The organism is Halomonas almeriensis, assembly GCF_030409235.1.
Lineage (GTDB): Bacteria > Pseudomonadota > Gammaproteobacteria > Pseudomonadales > Halomonadaceae > Halomonas > Halomonas almeriensis.
In genome coordinates, this window is the sequence record NZ_JAUFPO010000002.1 from 187,334 (window position 1) to 201,545 (window position 14,212).

Genomic DNA, 14,212 nt, shown 5'->3' on the forward strand with positions numbered 1-14,212 from the left:
GAGGTAAACCAAGCATGAATATCGGTGTACTGGGCGCCGGCCAATTGGGCCGCATGCTGGCCCTGGCGGGCTACCCACTGGGCAATCGCTTCACCTTCATGGATACCACCGGCAATCCGAGTGCCGGCATCGGTGATGTCATGGTGGATACCGATCAGCAGCACCTGGCGGAGTTTCTGGCCAAGGTCGATCTGGTGACCTATGAATTCGAGCACCTGCCGGTACCGCTGGTGCAGGCCATTGAGGAACACAAGCCGGTGCATCCCTCCAGCGAGGCGATCCGCGTCTGCCAGAACCGCGCCGAGGAAAAGGCCTTGTTCGACCGGCTCGCCATTCCCACGCCGGCTTATCGCCTGGTCGAGAGTGCCGAGGCCCTCGAGGCGGCGGTGCAAGAGCTGGGCACGCCGGTGGTCGCCAAGTCGGTGACCGACGGCTATGACGGCAAGGGCCAGGCGGTGATCAAGGATCCGGCCGATGCCGCTGAGGCCTGGCGCTCGATCAGTCACCCCCGGCTGATCGTCGAGGCCTTCGTCGACTTCGTGCGCGAGGTTTCGATCATCGCCGTGCGTGGCCGCGACGGCCAGGTGGTCTTCTATCCGATGGCCGAGAATCTGCACGTCGACGGTATTCTGCGCTATTCGCTGGCGCCCATGCCGGACCTGGATGCGGCCGTTCAGCAAACCGCCGATGAGTACATTCGCGCCCTGCTCGACGAGCTCGACTATGTCGGTGTCCTGACCCTGGAGCTCTTCCAGGCGCGTGACGGTAGCCTGTTGGCCAACGAGATGGCGCCGCGCGTGCACAACTCGGGCCACTGGACCATGGACGGCGCGGTGACCAGCCAGTTCGAAAACCATCTGCGCGCCATTCAGGGCCTGCCGTTGGGCGACACGGCGGCCCGCATGCCGTCCTGCATGGTCAATGTGATCGGTCAGGAAGGCGAACCGGCGCGCCTGCTCGAGATCGAGGATGCCCACCTGCACCGTTACGGCAAGAGTGAGCGTCCCGGCCGCAAGCTGGCCCACGTCAACCTGCTGGCACCCAGCCATGCGCAACTGGTCGACAAGGTGCAATGCTGCGCCGAACTGCTTCCCGGTGCCCCGACACCCCGTTTCAGCTTCGAATGACGCTGACGCCCGGGTATTCTGCCCGGGCGCTTCAATCCCGGTGCCGCAACAACCGCAGTCCGTTGCCGATGACCAGCAGGCTGGAGCCCAGGTCGGCGAATACCGCCATCCACAGGGTCGCCTGACCGCTGAAGGCCAGGACCAGGAAGACGGCCTTGATGCCGAGTGCCAGCACGATGTTCTGGATCAACACGCGGTGAGTGGTGCGTGCCAGGCGCAGGAAACTCGGTAACTTGCCGAGGTCGTCGTCCATCAGCGCGACGTCGGCGGTCTCTATGGCCACATCGCTGCCGGCCGCTCCCATGGAGAAGCCGATATCGGCGTGTGCCAGGGCGGGCGCATCATTGATGCCGTCGCCGACCATGCCGGTCACGCCGTGGTGGCTGTGTTCCTCGATGATGGTGAGCTTGTCCTCGGGCAGCAGCTCTCCCCGGGCGCTGTCGATGCCGGCTTCCGCGGCGATGGCGGCCACGGCGTGGCGGTTGTCGCCGGACAGCATCAGCGTCTTCACCCCCAGCCGGTGCAGGGCCTGGATGGCGGCCAGACTGCTGGGCTTGAGCGGGTCGCGCACGGTGAAGAGGGCCATCACCCGGTCGGCTGAGCCGAGCGCCACGACGCTGGCGCCGTGCCGCTCCAGCGCCTCGAGGCGTTCGGCGAGCGTCGCGTCGAGCAGGCCCCGGGCATCGGCGAGCCGGCGATTGCCCAGCCAGAGTGCCTGGCCATCCAGCTGGCCTTCGACGCCCTGGCCCGGGCGTTCGCGGAGGTCGTCCACCCGACCGTCGTGTGAATCCTCGGCGAGGGCACGCTGAATGGCGGCGGAGACGGGGTGGGTCGAGCGCCCGGCCAGCAGTGCGGCTTGCCGCGCCAGGTTCTGTCGGTGTGCCGCCGAGGTGTCGCCGAGCACTTCCCAATGCTCCAGTGCCGGCTCGCCCTGGGTCAGGGTACCGGTCTTGTCCAGGGCCAGCCAGGTCAGACGCCGCCCCTGTTCGAGGAAGCGTCCGCCCTTGATCAGGATGCCGGCCCGGGCCGCGGCAGAGAGGCCGCTGACGATGGTGACCGGGGTCGAGATGACCAGCGCGCAGGGGCAGGCGATCACCAGCAGCACCAGGGCGCGGTAGATGCCGTCCAGCCAGGCGCCGCCGACGAGCCAGGGCCAGGTCAGGGCGGTGAGTATGGCCAGCACGAAGACCACGGGCGTGTAGACGGCGGCGAAGCGGTCGATGAAACGCTGGGTGGGCGCCTGGCTGGCCTGGGCCTGCTCGACGGCATGAATGATGCGCGCCAGGGTGGTGTCGCTGGCCTCCCTGGTGGTGCGGATGTCGAAGTCGCCGTCGTGGTTGATGGCACCGGCGAAGACGCTGTCGCCCGGGGCCTTGTCGACGGGCAGGCTCTCGCCGGTGATCGGCGACTCGTCCAGGCTGGGATGGCCGCGCACGACCTCGCCGTCCAGCGGCAGGCGTTCGCCGGGCAGGATGCGCACGACTTCGCCGATGGCCACGTCCTCGGCGGCCACGCTTTCCCAGTCTCCCGCCGCTGTGCGGCGCCGGGCCTGGCGGGGCGCGCTGTCGAGCAGGTCACGGATGGCGCGGCGGGCGCGTTCCAGGGAGCCGGCCTCGATGCGCTCCGCCAGGGTGAACAGGACCATGACCATGGCGGCTTCCGACCAGTGGCCGATCAGAATGGCACCGGTCACCGCCACACTCATCAGGGCATTGATATTGAGGGTGCGATGACGAATCGCCACCCAGCCCTTGCGCCAGGTCGGCAGGCCCACCAGTGCGATGGCCGGCAGGGCAAGCAGCGGCGAGAGCCAGTCGGTCCAGAGCCAGGGCGTCCAGCCGACGATCTCGGCGGCCAGGGCCAGGAGTGCTGCCAGTATCAGCCGCCCCCAGGGCGTGTCGTCGCTTGCCGGCGGCGCGTCGCTCGAGTCGTCATCGACCTCCAGGGGGCGAGGCGTCATGCCCAGGTCGCGCACACGCGCCTGAAGCGCCTCGGTATCGGCGTCGTGATGGTGGATGCTCAGTACACGGCCCATCAGGTCGAACTCCAGGGCGGCGACGCCGGGTGCCGAGGTCAGGGCCTTGCGCAGCAGGGCTTCCTCGGTGGGGCAGTCCATTTCCTGGATACGCAGGCGCAGGGTGTCGCTGTCCGCCGGGGCATTCGCGGTCTCGCCAGGTTCAGCTTGATGGCCGCTGCAGCAGCCATCTTGCGGAGAGGTGTCATCGGACATCTCGGGCTCCGTTCGTGGTATTTTGCCGTCATCACACACCCTATAGCCTGTATAGGGTCAAGCCAGGCAGGAGGTCGACGATGAAAATCGGAGAGCTGGCGACTCGCACGGGATGCCGGGTCGTGACGATTCGGTACTACGAGCGGGAAGGGGTGCTGCCTGAGCCGGCGCGAAGCGAAGCCAATTACCGACTCTACAGTGAGGCGCATGTCGAGCGTCTGTCCTTCATTCGGCATTGCCGGGCGCTGGACATGACGCTGGACGAGATTCGGGCCCTGCTGGCCTGTCACGATCATCCGGAAGGCGCCTGCCATCGGGCGGATGCCCTGGTCGATGAACACCTGCAGCACGTCGAGGCGCGTATCGAGCAATTGCAGACGCTCAAGGCCTCGCTCGAGGCCCTGAAGGGGCGTTGCCAGGGCCAACGCCCGGTGGCGAAATGCGGCATTCTTTCCGCGCTGGCACAGCCACCGCAAGCCGAGCATGCCGCAGACGCGGCCGACCATGTTGCAGGGACTCATCCGCGTTTCTGACAGCGAAAGCCGTCGTTATACTCTGAACGCAAAACGGCCCCGCCGAGGCAGGGCCGTTGGATCATGACCGGGTGGTCATGAGGTCATGGCCGAGGCCATTATTCGCTGAAGTACCTGGTGTGAATCTCTTCGTAGGTGCCGTTTTCCTTCAGCGTTGCCAGGGCCTCGTTGAAGGCTTCCGCGAGGGCTTCGTCACGCTGACGGAAGGCGATGCCGAAGCCTTCCCCGAAGTATTCCTTCGGTTCGGTGATCTTCTCGCCGACGGTCTGGTAGTTACCGGCCTCACTGTCGAGCAGGGTGGACTTGCCAATCGGGAAGTCGAGGAAGACGATGTCGAGGCGGCCGGAGTCCATGTCCAGCACCATGTCATCGGCGGTGGCGTAGCGGTTGACGTCGGCCACGTCGCCGTACATGTCGGTTACGTAGTTGTCCTGCAGGGTGCCACGCTGCACGCCGACGGTCTTGCCTTCCAGGGTTTCCTCGTTGGGCGTCTCGATTTCGGTGTCGGTCGGCGCGAACCAGGCGGAAGGCGGCGTGATGTAGGGCTCGGAGAACAGCACCTGTTCACGACGCTGCTCGTTGATGGTCATGGACGACATGATGGCGTCGTACTTGCGTGCCTGGAGGCCGGGGATGATGCCGTCCCAGCCCTGTACAACCCACTCGCACTGAATGCCGATCTCGGCGCACATGGCGTTGCCCAGGTCGATATCGAAGCCGGTCAGCTCGCCGTCCGGCGTGCGGTACTCCATGGGCTTATAGGGCACATCGACCCCGATGCGGATATCACGCACTTCGGCGTTGGCAACGCCGGCAACCATGCTGGCGCCGAGAACGCCGATGCTCAGGAGCTTGCTGAATTTCATAGTGTTATCCCTTCTTGTTGATCGTTGCACCGCTTGGGTGGTGACTTTCCTACCATAGCCGAAGGCGACATGGCTCGAAAGACGGTTGGGTGTGGTTTTGAACCAACGCTTGTTCGACGCTCCCCCGCCGGGCCCGCGACCCTTCAGCCGCTGGCCGGCTTGAGGTGGGCGAGCAGGCGCTTTTCCAGATAGCGGAACAAGTAGATGATCCCGAAGGTCAGGCACAGGTAAATGGCCGCCACGAACAGAAAGGCATCGAAGGGCGCATAAAAGCGTGCGTAGACGAAGCGGGCCGCCCCGGTCAGGTCCATGATGGTCACCACGCTGGCAATGGCACTGGCGTGCAGCATAAAGATGACTTCATTGCCGTAGGCAGGCAGGGCACGACGGAAGGCACTGGGCAGCACAATGCGCCGCAGCATCAACGCCCATGACATGCCATAGGCGCGGGCTGCCTCGATCTCACCCCGGGGGGTCGATTTGATGGCACCGCGGAAGATTTCGGTGGTGTAGGCACAGGTGTTCAGGGTGAAGGCGATCAGAGCCGGCACGAAGGGTTTTTCGAGAATGACCCAGAGCCAGGTGTCCTGAATGCCCTCGACGAAGACCACGCCATAGTAGATCAGGTATAACTGCACCAGCAGGGGCGTGCCGCGGAACACATAGCAGTAGAAGAAGATCGGCAGACGAATCCAGGCGCGTTTCGATCCCCGGGCCAGGGCCAGGGGGATGGCCAGCACCAGGCCGATGATCAGTGACAGGAAAACCAGCTGCACCGTGGTGACCAGGCCATCTCCGTAATAGGAGAGCGTCTGCAGAGTGAAAATACTGTTGTCGGCCAGCAGGTTATCCAGCCAGTTGGTCAGGCTTTCCATCAGTTCACCTCCTCGAAGCCGACGTCATAGCGTTTCTGCAAGCGTGCGAAGCCCCATTCGGAGACGCTGGCGATGAGCAGATAGATCGCCGCGACGATGATCATGAAGGTGAAGGGCTCACGCGTGGCCTTGGAGGCCTCGGCGGCCACGCGGACCATGTCCGACAGGCCGATCACCGACACCAGGGCCGTGGTCTTGAGCAACACCATCCAGTTGTTGGAAAGCCCGGGCAGGGCATGGCGCATCATCTGCGGAAAGCGGATACGGCGGAATACCAGGGCATGCGACATGCCGTAGGCGCGACCGGCTTCGATCTGACCGCTTTCCACCGCCAGGAAGGCCCCTCGGAAGGTTTCGCCCATGTAGGCACCGAAGATCAGGCCGATGGTGCATACGCCGGCGACGAATTCGTTGACGTTGATGAAGATGTCGATATCGAACTGGTAGTAAAGCCAGTCGGTGAACATGTTGATACCAATCTGGCCGCCGAAGAACAGCAGCATCATCAGCACCAGGTCGGGGACGCCGCGGATTACCGTGGTGTAGACGGTGCCCAGGCGGTGCAGTACCCAGTTGCGTGACATCTTGGCGCTGGCAGTGGCCAGGCCCAGCAGGACGGCTAGGATCAGCGACAGCACTGCCAGTTCGATGGTGACCAGGGCGCCTTCCAGCAGGCGCGGGCCATAGCCGTGCAGGTCGATCATGTGAGTCTCCTCATCCGGGTCACCTCAGTGCTTGGGCGCCAGGAACTGCTTGAGTCGTTCGGAGCTCGGGTTGCCGAGCACCTGGTCGGGCGCGCCGGCCTCTTCGACCTGCCCCTGATGGAGGTAGATCACCTGGGTCGAGACATCGCGGGCGAAGGCCATTTCGTGTGTCACCACGATCATGGTGCGGCCTTCCTCAGCGAGGTCGCGCATGACTTTTAGCACGTCGCCGACCAACTCCGGATCCAGCGCTGAGGTCGGTTCATCGAACAGCATGACCTCCGGGTCCATGGCCAGGGCGCGGGCAATGGCGCCGCGCTGCTGCTGGCCACCCGACATCTGGGCCGGATAGTAGTCGGCACGGTCGCCAAGGCCGACACGCTCCAGTAACTGACGGGCATGCTCGGTGGCTTCCTGCTTCGATTTGCCCAGTACATGCACCGGGGCCTCGATGATGTTCTCGAGCAGTGTCATGTGGGCCCAGAGATTGAAGCTCTGAAAGACCATGGCGAGCTTGGCGCGCATGTTGACGACCTGTTTCCAGTCAGCCGGTTCGCGCCCCTTCTTGGTTTCCTTGAAGCGGATGGACTCGCCGTGAACGATAAGCTCGCCCTGGTCGGGTTGTTCGAGCAGGTTCATGCAGCGCAGAAAGGTACTCTTGCCGGAGCCCGAGGCTCCGATGAGGGTGATTACATCACCTTTCTGGGCCTGCAGTGACAGGCCTTTAAGGACTTCGGTGTTGCCGAAGCGCTTGGTGATATCGCGCACTTCCAGCGGAATCGGGGTATCGGCCATGAAGCGGACTCCAGTTCGAGTAGGTCGCCAGTGTCGGCAGGATCAGGGTGCGGGCCAACGAGAAAGGTCAGCGATTCTAACAGCTCGTCGGCCAGGTGGCAGGCCATGGGGGCCTGACGGTTCGCCAGCGCGGGGCTTGAGAAGCGGTTCGGTGGTGCATGACGACTCCAGCTTGTTGTAATTCTGCGGCCGGGCTATGCGTTGACACAATGTTCAATCACCCGACCGTGGGGCGTCGGTCGCGGTGACCAGTAGCGCGGCGCGGGCGCCCAGCTCGACCCTGGCATTGGGGAAGACCACGCGCAGGGGAGTCTCGCCGACCGTGAAAGCGCCGGCCTGGGCATCCTCGGCGAGGCATGTGCCGGGTGCAAACTCGGTGAAGTTCGGGGTGTCATCGTCAAAGCATAGACGGAATGCTTCGCTGTGACGGAACAGCTCGTGCTCGACCCGGAAGTAGGTCATGCGCGAGGCATCGGCCTTTCGGGGGGTGTCCCCGGCCAGCAGGGCATCGAGCATTTGGCCCATGGGCGCCAGGGGCGCAAGGTCATTGTCGCCGAAGGGCAGGGCGCGCCCCAGTTCGAGCGTGAAGGCCTGGGCCGCATGATAGTGCTTGCTGTAATGGGAAAAGGTCCAGCTGTGGGTATGCTGGTGCAGTACTGCCTGGATATCCGCACCGGCCAGCCATTGCCACTGTTCCGGTGTGGTGACGGCCGCGCCATGTGGTTCGACCACGAACCTGGGGTACTGACTGCCGCGAATGGCCGTGTGCAGGTCGTAGTGCAATCGGCGGCGCGTGGCATGGTGCGCGAAGAAGGCATCCACTGCTGCCATCAGGGCGCGGGCCCGGTCAGCTTCCATGCCGGTCTCGGCCAGGTCGCGGCGAAACAGGCGGTTCAGGTTGGTTTCGACGAAGCGGGTGCCGGCGCGGATGGCCTCGAGGTTGCCGAGTATCACCAGCACCGGACTGCCCAGCGTCAGCAGGCCGGCTTCCAGCCGAGCCAGGCTGGCGCCCAGCAGCTCGATGGGCGCCGTTTCATTGCCATGAATGCCCACCGACAGCACCACGGCGGGTGCCTCCGGCGCGTCACTGAAGGGGGTGAGTTCCAGCATACCCGGGCCCGGCATGTGAAAGCGCCCGCCGGCAAGCTCGCCATCCCGGGGCATCGAGGCGTCCCCCGCCAGGCTCTGCTCCAGCCACTCAGCCAGCATGGCAAGCCTCCTCAGGATGCTGTCGGCTGGCGTTGCAGCGGCGTCGAGAATAGGCCGTGGTGATCATGTCGCTCCCGTTGTGGCGTTGTTGTAATAACGCCACCTTCCCCAGAGTCTGCCACCGGATCAAGCTCCGGCGTCGGCTTGATGAAAGCCCGGGGTGCGATAATGAAAACTCGGCGCTCCGTGGCTCAGCGCCAGTCAGCGCAGGCCTTTCCTTGCTCGACCTTGATCAGCTCGTCGGTGGGGAAGTCGTGCTCGGCGGCGCGCTGCACGAGGTCGCGATAGGTGGCGTCGGGCAATGTGGGGGTCCGCGACAGGATCCATAGATAATCGCGGTTCGGGCCGGCGACCAGCGCCCACTGGTAATCAGTGTCGAGCGCCATGATGTTGTAGCCGCCGTAGAAGGGACCGAAGAAGCTGACCTTGAGGCGGCCGACATCGGTCGAATCGATGAAGTAGGCCTTGCCCTCGGCGACATCGGCTTCGCCTTCCTGAAGGTTGACGCCCCGGTTGATGACACTGACGCCGCCGTCCTCGCGCATGGCGTACTCGGCGGTGACGCAGTCCAGGCCGCGCTCGAAGGAGTGATCGAGGCGCGCGATCTCGTACCATTGGCCCAGGTAACGGTCGAGTTTGAAGCCCTGGATGGGCTCCACGCCCTCCGGAATCCCGGTGCAGGCGCTCAGGCTCAGGCTGGAAGCTGCCAGCAAGGGCAGCAGGTATCGGCGGGGTGTCAGCATGGTGGCAAGGCTCAATGGGAATGAATGATTCGACGGCAAACGACACGTTTGCCTGCTCGCATCATACACTGACATTTCCCGTCGCAAAGTCGACAGGTGGTCGAGGTGGCCTCCATCAACAGACAAGACTGCCAGGGTGCGGCGCTCTGGCTGAGCAATTGCAATGCCGTGTATCATCTTGGTCGCTTTCCACACTGGCGGGTGTGTCGCGTATCATGAGACGCGGGAAAGCTCGGTATAGCCGCCGATGTCGCGTTGTGTCCTCACAGGAGAGTTTCCGCAGTGAATGTGCTGATGTTCACCAATACCTATTACCCGATTGTCGGTGGGGTCAGCGAGTCGGTACAGCGTCTCAAGTATCAGTTGTGCCAGGCCGGCCACCGTGTGCTGGTGGTGGCACCACGCCTGGAGGGCCAGCCCGAGGATGAAGCGGATGTGGTCCGGGTCACGGCCGTCCAGCACTTCAACGGCAGCGACTTTTCCTTGCCGGTGCCCATGCCCGGACAGCTCTATGAAGTCATCGAGGACTTCGAGCCGGATATCGTGCACTCCCACCACCCCTTCCTGCTGGGCGACACCGCGGCCCGGGCCGCCGAGACCTATGGCCTGCCGCTGGTATTTACCCACCACACCCTCTACGAGCATTATACCCATTATGTGCCCGGGGACTCGCCGCGCATGCAGCGTTTTGCCATCGCCCTGGCCACCCAATATAGCTGGTTGTGCGACAGCGTCATCGCGCCGAGCGAGAGCATTCGCGACCTGTTGCTCGAGCGTGAGGCCAACTCTGCGGTGCGGGTCGTGCCCAGCGGTGTCGACACGGCGCGCTTTACTCTGGGCAGTGGCGAGGCCCGCCGGCAGCATCACGGCATTCCCGCCGAGGCCTATGTCATCGGTCACCTGGGCCGACTGGCTCAGGAGAAGAACCTGTCATTCCTGACCGAGGCGGTCTGCCTGACGCTGAGCCGGCAGCCTTACGCCCACTTTCTGGTCGTGGGCGATGGCGATGCCTCCGATGCCATGCAGGGCATCGCCGAGCAGCATGGGGTCGGTGATCGGGTGCACTTCACCGGGCGCCTGCATGGTGACGCCCTCATCGATGCCTACCATGCCATGGATGTCTTCGCCTTCGCGTCGCACAGCGAGACCCAAGGCATGGTCGTGGCCGAGGCCATGGCCGCCGGCCTGCCGGTGGTGGCTGTAGCGGCGCCGGGGGTGGTGGAAGTGGTCGAGGATGGCCGGAATGGTCGCCTCTTGCCGGAGGACGACGAAGACGCCATGGCCGAGGCGCTGGATGACCTGGCCGAGGCGGGTGTGCGAGCCCCGTACCGGGAAGCGGCGCTAGAGACGGCCGCGGATTATGACGAACAGCGTTGTGCGCGGCGTTGTCTGCTGGTCTATCGCGAGATCGTTGCACGGGGCGGCCCCTTCACGCATGCCGATGATGGTGGCTGGGACCGGGTGCGTGGGCGCCTGGGCGCCGAGTGGCAGATGCTGCGCTATCGGGGACGGCTGTTGCGTCACATGGTGCAGGGCGAGTGGGATCAGGAACGCCCCAACTGGTGGCCGGGCGGCCGGCATGATGAGCCGGGGATGCCCCCGGAGTGATCAGCCACGGCGCTGACGGCGCTGCGACCAACGCTTGAGGGCAAACAACACGCCTACACCGGCCAGCAATCCGAGCAGGGCCAGCACCACCTCCTGGGTATTGTTCGCGGTCACCAGTTCCCCCAGCTGGCTGCCCAGTAGCGTGACTCCCGCCAGGCCGGGCGCGATGCCAAGCGTCGAGCCGATCATGTAATCGCGAAAGCGCAGATGAAAGGCGCCGGCCATCATGTTGGTCAGGGTGAAAGGGGCCAGTGGCAAGAGGTTGACCAGCGTCATGGTGCGAATTCCGCGGCCGGAGAGGTAGCGCGACAGCCCCTTGAGGTGCTTGCCGCCATAGCGCATCAGGGCATCCCGTCCCAGTCGACGGCCGACCCACCAGGTCAGCATCGAAGCCGCCAGTGTGCCTGCCAGGGAGTAGGCAAAGCCCCACCAGGGCCCAAACAGCAGGCCGGTCAGGGCCACCAGCAGGCTGAGCGGAAACATGACCAGTGACGCCACCGCGTAGACCGCCATGACCACCAGCACCGCCCAGCTGGCATCGCGCCAGGCAAGCGACCCTCGGGCCAGCTCGCGCAGGTTGTCGAGGGTCAGTAGATCCTGCATGGCAAGCCATTGCCAGAGCAGGCCCAGCGAGACGAGTGCGAGCAGCACGAGGGCGAGGATGCTGAGTGGCCGAGACATGATACGGACAGTTTCCTGGTGAATGACTGGCGACAGCATACGTCAGAGAGCCCCACTGCCAAAGCGTGTGGCGCTGTTTTATGTCCGGTCCTGCACTGGCTGCCCCGGCCAGCTCGGGGCTTGTCCATTTTAATCGTCCCGTGCCAGCACGCGCGGCCGCGACTCCAGTTTAATCGTCCCGTGCCAGCACGCGCGGCCGCGACTCCAGCATGTCGAGGTGCAGATAGATGCCCCGCAGGTGTCGACGCCCGCTGTTGGGATTGAAGACGTAGCGCCCGGGCAGTACGCGGCGGTTGTCGAAGGCGACCATCTCGCCGGGTTTGAGGGTCTGTCGTCACCAGGCGGCCGGGTCCTGACGGAAATACTGTGACAGCAGGCGGTAGAGGGCCGGGTAGGCGGCCAGCAGGGGCCGCGGTGAGGTGAAGAAGTATTCGCAGGCGACCGCGAAGCATTCACCCGGATGGCTGGCCGCATAGTCGTCGATGGGCGTGGTCTCGACGTTCTCGATACGCGCCTGTAGATCCTCCCAGGTGGACATGAAGACCCGGTACCACTGGCGGGGATCCATGTCGCCGGGCAAGGGGGGATAGCCATCGGCGTCCAGCGAGTTGCCCATATCGAGCTTGTGCGACAGTTCGTGAATCAGCACATTGAAGCCGTCCAGCCCGCCACTGGCCATCAGGTCCGGATAGGCGACCACCACCGGCCCCTGGTGAGAGGTTTCCCCGGCTCGCTCGTCGTCGTATTCATGCATGACGCCGAATTCATCCATCTCTTCGACCCGTCGCTGAAAGGCTCCGGGCAGGATCAGCAACTCGTGGACATTGGCGAAGGCATCAAGGTGGTCGCGCTCCCGCCAGCCAAGGGTCAGCAGGCAGGCCTGCCCGGCCAGCGCCAGATGACCGGGCGTGTCGAATTCAATGCCTTCCTCGCGCAGCGCTGGATGCAGGCTGATGCGCTTGCGGTGCAGAAAATGCCAGGCCCGACGCCCCAGTCGCTCGGCCGGTTCGTCGGGCAGCAGGGTGAGCAGGGGCACTCGACGCTGCGCCACCTGCCAGTCGGCCTCGGGGAAGGGGTGTCGGGCCTCGAAGCGGGCTCTCCGCCAGCGATTCAGGAAGGCCAGCACGCGATCAGTTGTCCTCGGCGCCCAGACGGCCCCCGGACTTCCAGGACCAGTCGCGCCAGCGCAGGTCGAAGAGGTCCTGGCGGCGATCCTTGAGATTGGTCACCGAGCCTTCGTTGCGCACGACCTTGAGCCGGCTCAGATCCAGGTCGGAGAACATGATCATCTCGGTATTGGGCGTGGTCTCGGCCAGCACGGCATCATGCGGGAAGGAAAAGTCCGAGGGCGAAAAGACCGAGGACTGGGCATACTGGATGTCGAGGTTCTCGATCGACGGCACATTGCCGACACTACCGCACAACACCACGTAGCACTCGTTCTCGATGGCCCGCGCCTGGGCGCAGTGACGCACCCTCAGATAGCCGTTCTTGGTGTCGGTCCAGAAGGGCACGAACAGAATATCCATGTCCTGATCGGCCAGCAGGCGCGAGAGCTCGGGGAACTCGACGTCGTAGCAGATCTGGATGCCGATGCGACCGGCGTCGGTCTCGAAGACCTGGAGCTCGTCGCCGCCCTCGATGACCCAGTCTCGCCGCTCCTGGGGGGTGATGTGAAGCTTGGCCTGACGTTCCACCGAGCCATCGCGGTGGCAAAGGTAAGTGACGTTGTAGAGTCGGTCTTCCTCGCCGACCTCGATCATCGAGCCGGCAATGATGTTGATGTTGTAGGAGACCGCCATGCGCGACAGCTCGGTCTTGAAGCGTTCGGTGAACTCGGCCAGGAAGCGAATGGCAGCCAATTGATCCTGCTGGGCGGCCCGATCCTGCAGGCCCATCAGCGGGGCATTGAACAGCTCCGGGAAGACGGCGAAATCGCTCTGGTAGTCTGCCAGGGCATCAACGAAGTATTCCACCTGCTGCAGTACCGCCTCCACCGAGGCGAATTCGCGCATCTGCCACTGCACGGCTCCCACGCGAACCTGGGTACGGCGTGTTTCCAGCACCCGCTCGGCGGGCTCGAATAGGATGTTGTTCCACTCCAGCAGGGTGGCATAACCGCGCGACTTCTCGTCCTCGGGCAGGTACTTGGTGAGCAGTCGCTTGACCTGAAAGTCATTGGCCAGCTGGAACGACAGAATGGGGTCGTGGACTTCCTTGCGGGCCACCTTGTCGATGTACTCGGCCGGGGTCAGTTCGTCGGCGTACTGGTGGTACTGCGGAATGCGCCCGCCGGCGAGGATGGCCCGCAGGTTCATCGAGCGGCACAGTTCCTTGCGTGCCTCATACAGGCGCCGGCCCAGCCGGTAGCCGCGGTAGGCCGGATGAATCAGCACGTCGAGGCCGTACATCGCATCACCCTCGGCATCGTTGAGGATGATTTCGCGCTGATCGATGAGGTCATCGTACTTGTGCGGGTTGGAAAAGCCGTCGTAATCCACCCGCACGGTGAGGGCCACGCCGACCAGGCGCCCGTCGTCCTCGATGCCGATCTGCCCGTCGGGAAATTCCTGGATCAGGCGCTCCATGGTGTGTTCGGGCCAGGCGCCGCCCAGGTCGTCATAGACGGCATCCATCAACGCCTTGAGCTGGGGGTAATCCTCGGGTGACAGGTTGCGCAGATTGAGCTGGAGATCGTCTAGCGACATGGAATGTCCTTTGAACGGTAGTGGCCTCGAATGCCGCCAGTCTATCACGTGGATTTCCCCGCGCCCGACTGGCCAGTCAGCGGCAGTTCATTGAGCATGCCGAACAGCGACAGCTCGGGGCGCTAACTGTCGA

Annotated in this window: 14 protein-coding genes; 3 read left to right on the top strand and 11 right to left on the bottom strand. The window is 64.3% G+C overall.

The features are described 5' to 3' along the window. The first annotated feature begins 14 nt into the window (after positions 1-14). Entirely contained in the window at positions 15-1,127 is a 1,113-nt protein-coding gene (locus QWY74_RS01070) for a 5-(carboxyamino)imidazole ribonucleotide synthase (RefSeq protein ID WP_264826603.1), read from the top strand. Between the two features lie 31 nt (positions 1,128-1,158). Here QWY74_RS01070 and QWY74_RS01075 read toward each other — a convergent pair whose 3' ends face one another. Further along, a complete protein-coding gene (locus QWY74_RS01075) occupies positions 1,159-3,357 on the bottom strand; it encodes a heavy metal translocating P-type ATPase (protein ID WP_290313588.1) in 2,199 nt (732 codons plus the stop codon). A gap of 80 nt (positions 3,358-3,437) precedes the next feature. Between QWY74_RS01075 and cadR the strand changes: the two genes are divergently transcribed. Continuing rightward, positions 3,438-3,890 (top strand): Cd(II)/Pb(II)-responsive transcriptional regulator, encoded by a 453-nt coding sequence (gene cadR / locus QWY74_RS01080; RefSeq protein ID WP_264826601.1) that lies wholly within the window; start codon positions 3,438-3,440, stop codon positions 3,888-3,890. Between the two features lie 98 nt (positions 3,891-3,988). Here the strand turns inward: cadR and QWY74_RS01085 are convergent, their stop codons facing one another. The 6 genes from QWY74_RS01085 to QWY74_RS01110 all read right to left on the bottom strand — a co-directional run bounded on the left by QWY74_RS01085 (position 3,989) and on the right by QWY74_RS01110 (position 9,082). Beyond that, positions 3,989-4,756, bottom strand: a complete 768-nt coding sequence (locus tag QWY74_RS01085) for a transporter substrate-binding domain-containing protein (RefSeq protein ID WP_264826600.1) — start codon at positions 4,754-4,756, stop codon at positions 3,989-3,991. A 143-nt stretch (positions 4,757-4,899) separates the two neighbouring features. Continuing rightward, positions 4,900-5,631 carry an ABC transporter permease gene (locus QWY74_RS01090; protein WP_264826599.1) on the bottom strand — a complete coding sequence of 244 codons (732 nt, stop codon included), beginning with the start codon at positions 5,629-5,631 and terminating at the stop codon, positions 4,900-4,902. Then, positions 5,631-6,335, bottom strand: a complete 705-nt coding sequence (locus QWY74_RS01095) for an ABC transporter permease (protein ID WP_264826598.1) — start codon at positions 6,333-6,335, stop codon at positions 5,631-5,633. Before QWY74_RS01095 ends, QWY74_RS01090 begins: the two co-directional genes overlap by 1 nt. A gap of 24 nt (positions 6,336-6,359) precedes the next feature. Further along, the gene (locus QWY74_RS01100) at positions 6,360-7,130 is read right to left on the bottom strand and encodes an ABC transporter ATP-binding protein (RefSeq protein WP_264826597.1); all 771 of its coding nucleotides are present in this window, start codon (positions 7,128-7,130) and stop codon (positions 6,360-6,362) included. A gap of 213 nt (positions 7,131-7,343) precedes the next feature. Next, complete coding sequence (locus QWY74_RS01105) at positions 7,344-8,339, bottom strand: succinylglutamate desuccinylase (protein ID WP_264826596.1); 996 nt, start codon at positions 8,337-8,339, stop codon at positions 7,344-7,346. A 191-nt stretch (positions 8,340-8,530) separates the two neighbouring features. Next, the gene (locus QWY74_RS01110; RefSeq protein WP_290313589.1) at positions 8,531-9,082 is read right to left on the bottom strand and encodes a lipocalin family protein; all 552 of its coding nucleotides are present in this window, start codon (positions 9,080-9,082) and stop codon (positions 8,531-8,533) included. 282 nt (positions 9,083-9,364) lie between these two features. Between QWY74_RS01110 and QWY74_RS01115 the strand changes: the two genes are divergently transcribed. Beyond that, positions 9,365-10,690, top strand: coding sequence for a glycosyltransferase (locus QWY74_RS01115; RefSeq protein WP_264826594.1), 1,326 nt, complete (start codon positions 9,365-9,367; stop codon positions 10,688-10,690). On the opposite strand, the gene QWY74_RS01120 is transcribed toward QWY74_RS01115, so the two are convergent. The 4 genes from QWY74_RS01120 to QWY74_RS01135 all read right to left on the bottom strand — a co-directional run bounded on the left by QWY74_RS01120 (position 10,691) and on the right by QWY74_RS01135 (position 14,079). Continuing rightward, positions 10,691-11,371 (bottom strand): TVP38/TMEM64 family protein, encoded by a 681-nt coding sequence (locus QWY74_RS01120; protein ID WP_264826593.1) that lies wholly within the window; start codon positions 11,369-11,371, stop codon positions 10,691-10,693. It abuts the gene before it with no gap. 169 nt (positions 11,372-11,540) lie between these two features. Next, positions 11,541-11,681, bottom strand: coding sequence for a hypothetical protein (locus QWY74_RS01125; RefSeq protein WP_353960312.1), 141 nt, complete (start codon positions 11,679-11,681; stop codon positions 11,541-11,543). Positions 11,682-11,705: 24 nt separating this feature from the next. Then, positions 11,706-12,497 carry a M90 family metallopeptidase gene (locus QWY74_RS01130; RefSeq protein ID WP_264826592.1) on the bottom strand — a complete coding sequence of 264 codons (792 nt, stop codon included), beginning with the start codon at positions 12,495-12,497 and terminating at the stop codon, positions 11,706-11,708. A gap of 4 nt (positions 12,498-12,501) precedes the next feature. Then, the gene (locus tag QWY74_RS01135) at positions 12,502-14,079 is read right to left on the bottom strand and encodes a bifunctional GNAT family N-acetyltransferase/carbon-nitrogen hydrolase family protein (RefSeq protein ID WP_264826591.1); all 1,578 of its coding nucleotides are present in this window, start codon (positions 14,077-14,079) and stop codon (positions 12,502-12,504) included. Positions 14,080-14,212 lie beyond the last annotated feature (133 nt).

Coding starts and splice junctions, on each gene's coding strand:
- QWY74_RS01135 (WP_264826591.1), bottom strand. CDS start 14,079: ATGTCGCTAGACGATCTCCAGCTCAATCTGCGCAACCTGTCACCCGAG.
- QWY74_RS01070 (WP_264826603.1), top strand. CDS start 15: ATGAATATCGGTGTACTGGGCGCCGGCCAATTGGGCCGCATGCTGGCC.
- QWY74_RS01075 (WP_290313588.1), bottom strand. CDS start 3,357: ATGTCCGATGACACCTCTCCGCAAGATGGCTGCTGCAGCGGCCATCAA.
- cadR (WP_264826601.1), top strand. CDS start 3,438: ATGAAAATCGGAGAGCTGGCGACTCGCACGGGATGCCGGGTCGTGACG.
- QWY74_RS01120 (WP_264826593.1), bottom strand. CDS start 11,371: ATGTCTCGGCCACTCAGCATCCTCGCCCTCGTGCTGCTCGCACTCGTC.
- QWY74_RS01105 (WP_264826596.1), bottom strand. CDS start 8,339: ATGCTGGCTGAGTGGCTGGAGCAGAGCCTGGCGGGGGACGCCTCGATG.
- QWY74_RS01125 (WP_353960312.1), bottom strand. CDS start 11,681: ATGGTCGCCTTCGACAACCGCCGCGTACTGCCCGGGCGCTACGTCTTC.
- QWY74_RS01100 (WP_264826597.1), bottom strand. CDS start 7,130: ATGGCCGATACCCCGATTCCGCTGGAAGTGCGCGATATCACCAAGCGC.
- QWY74_RS01085 (WP_264826600.1), bottom strand. CDS start 4,756: ATGAAATTCAGCAAGCTCCTGAGCATCGGCGTTCTCGGCGCCAGCATG.
- QWY74_RS01110 (WP_290313589.1), bottom strand. CDS start 9,082: ATGCTGACACCCCGCCGATACCTGCTGCCCTTGCTGGCAGCTTCCAGC.
- QWY74_RS01090 (WP_264826599.1), bottom strand. CDS start 5,631: ATGGAAAGCCTGACCAACTGGCTGGATAACCTGCTGGCCGACAACAGT.
- QWY74_RS01095 (WP_264826598.1), bottom strand. CDS start 6,335: ATGATCGACCTGCACGGCTATGGCCCGCGCCTGCTGGAAGGCGCCCTG.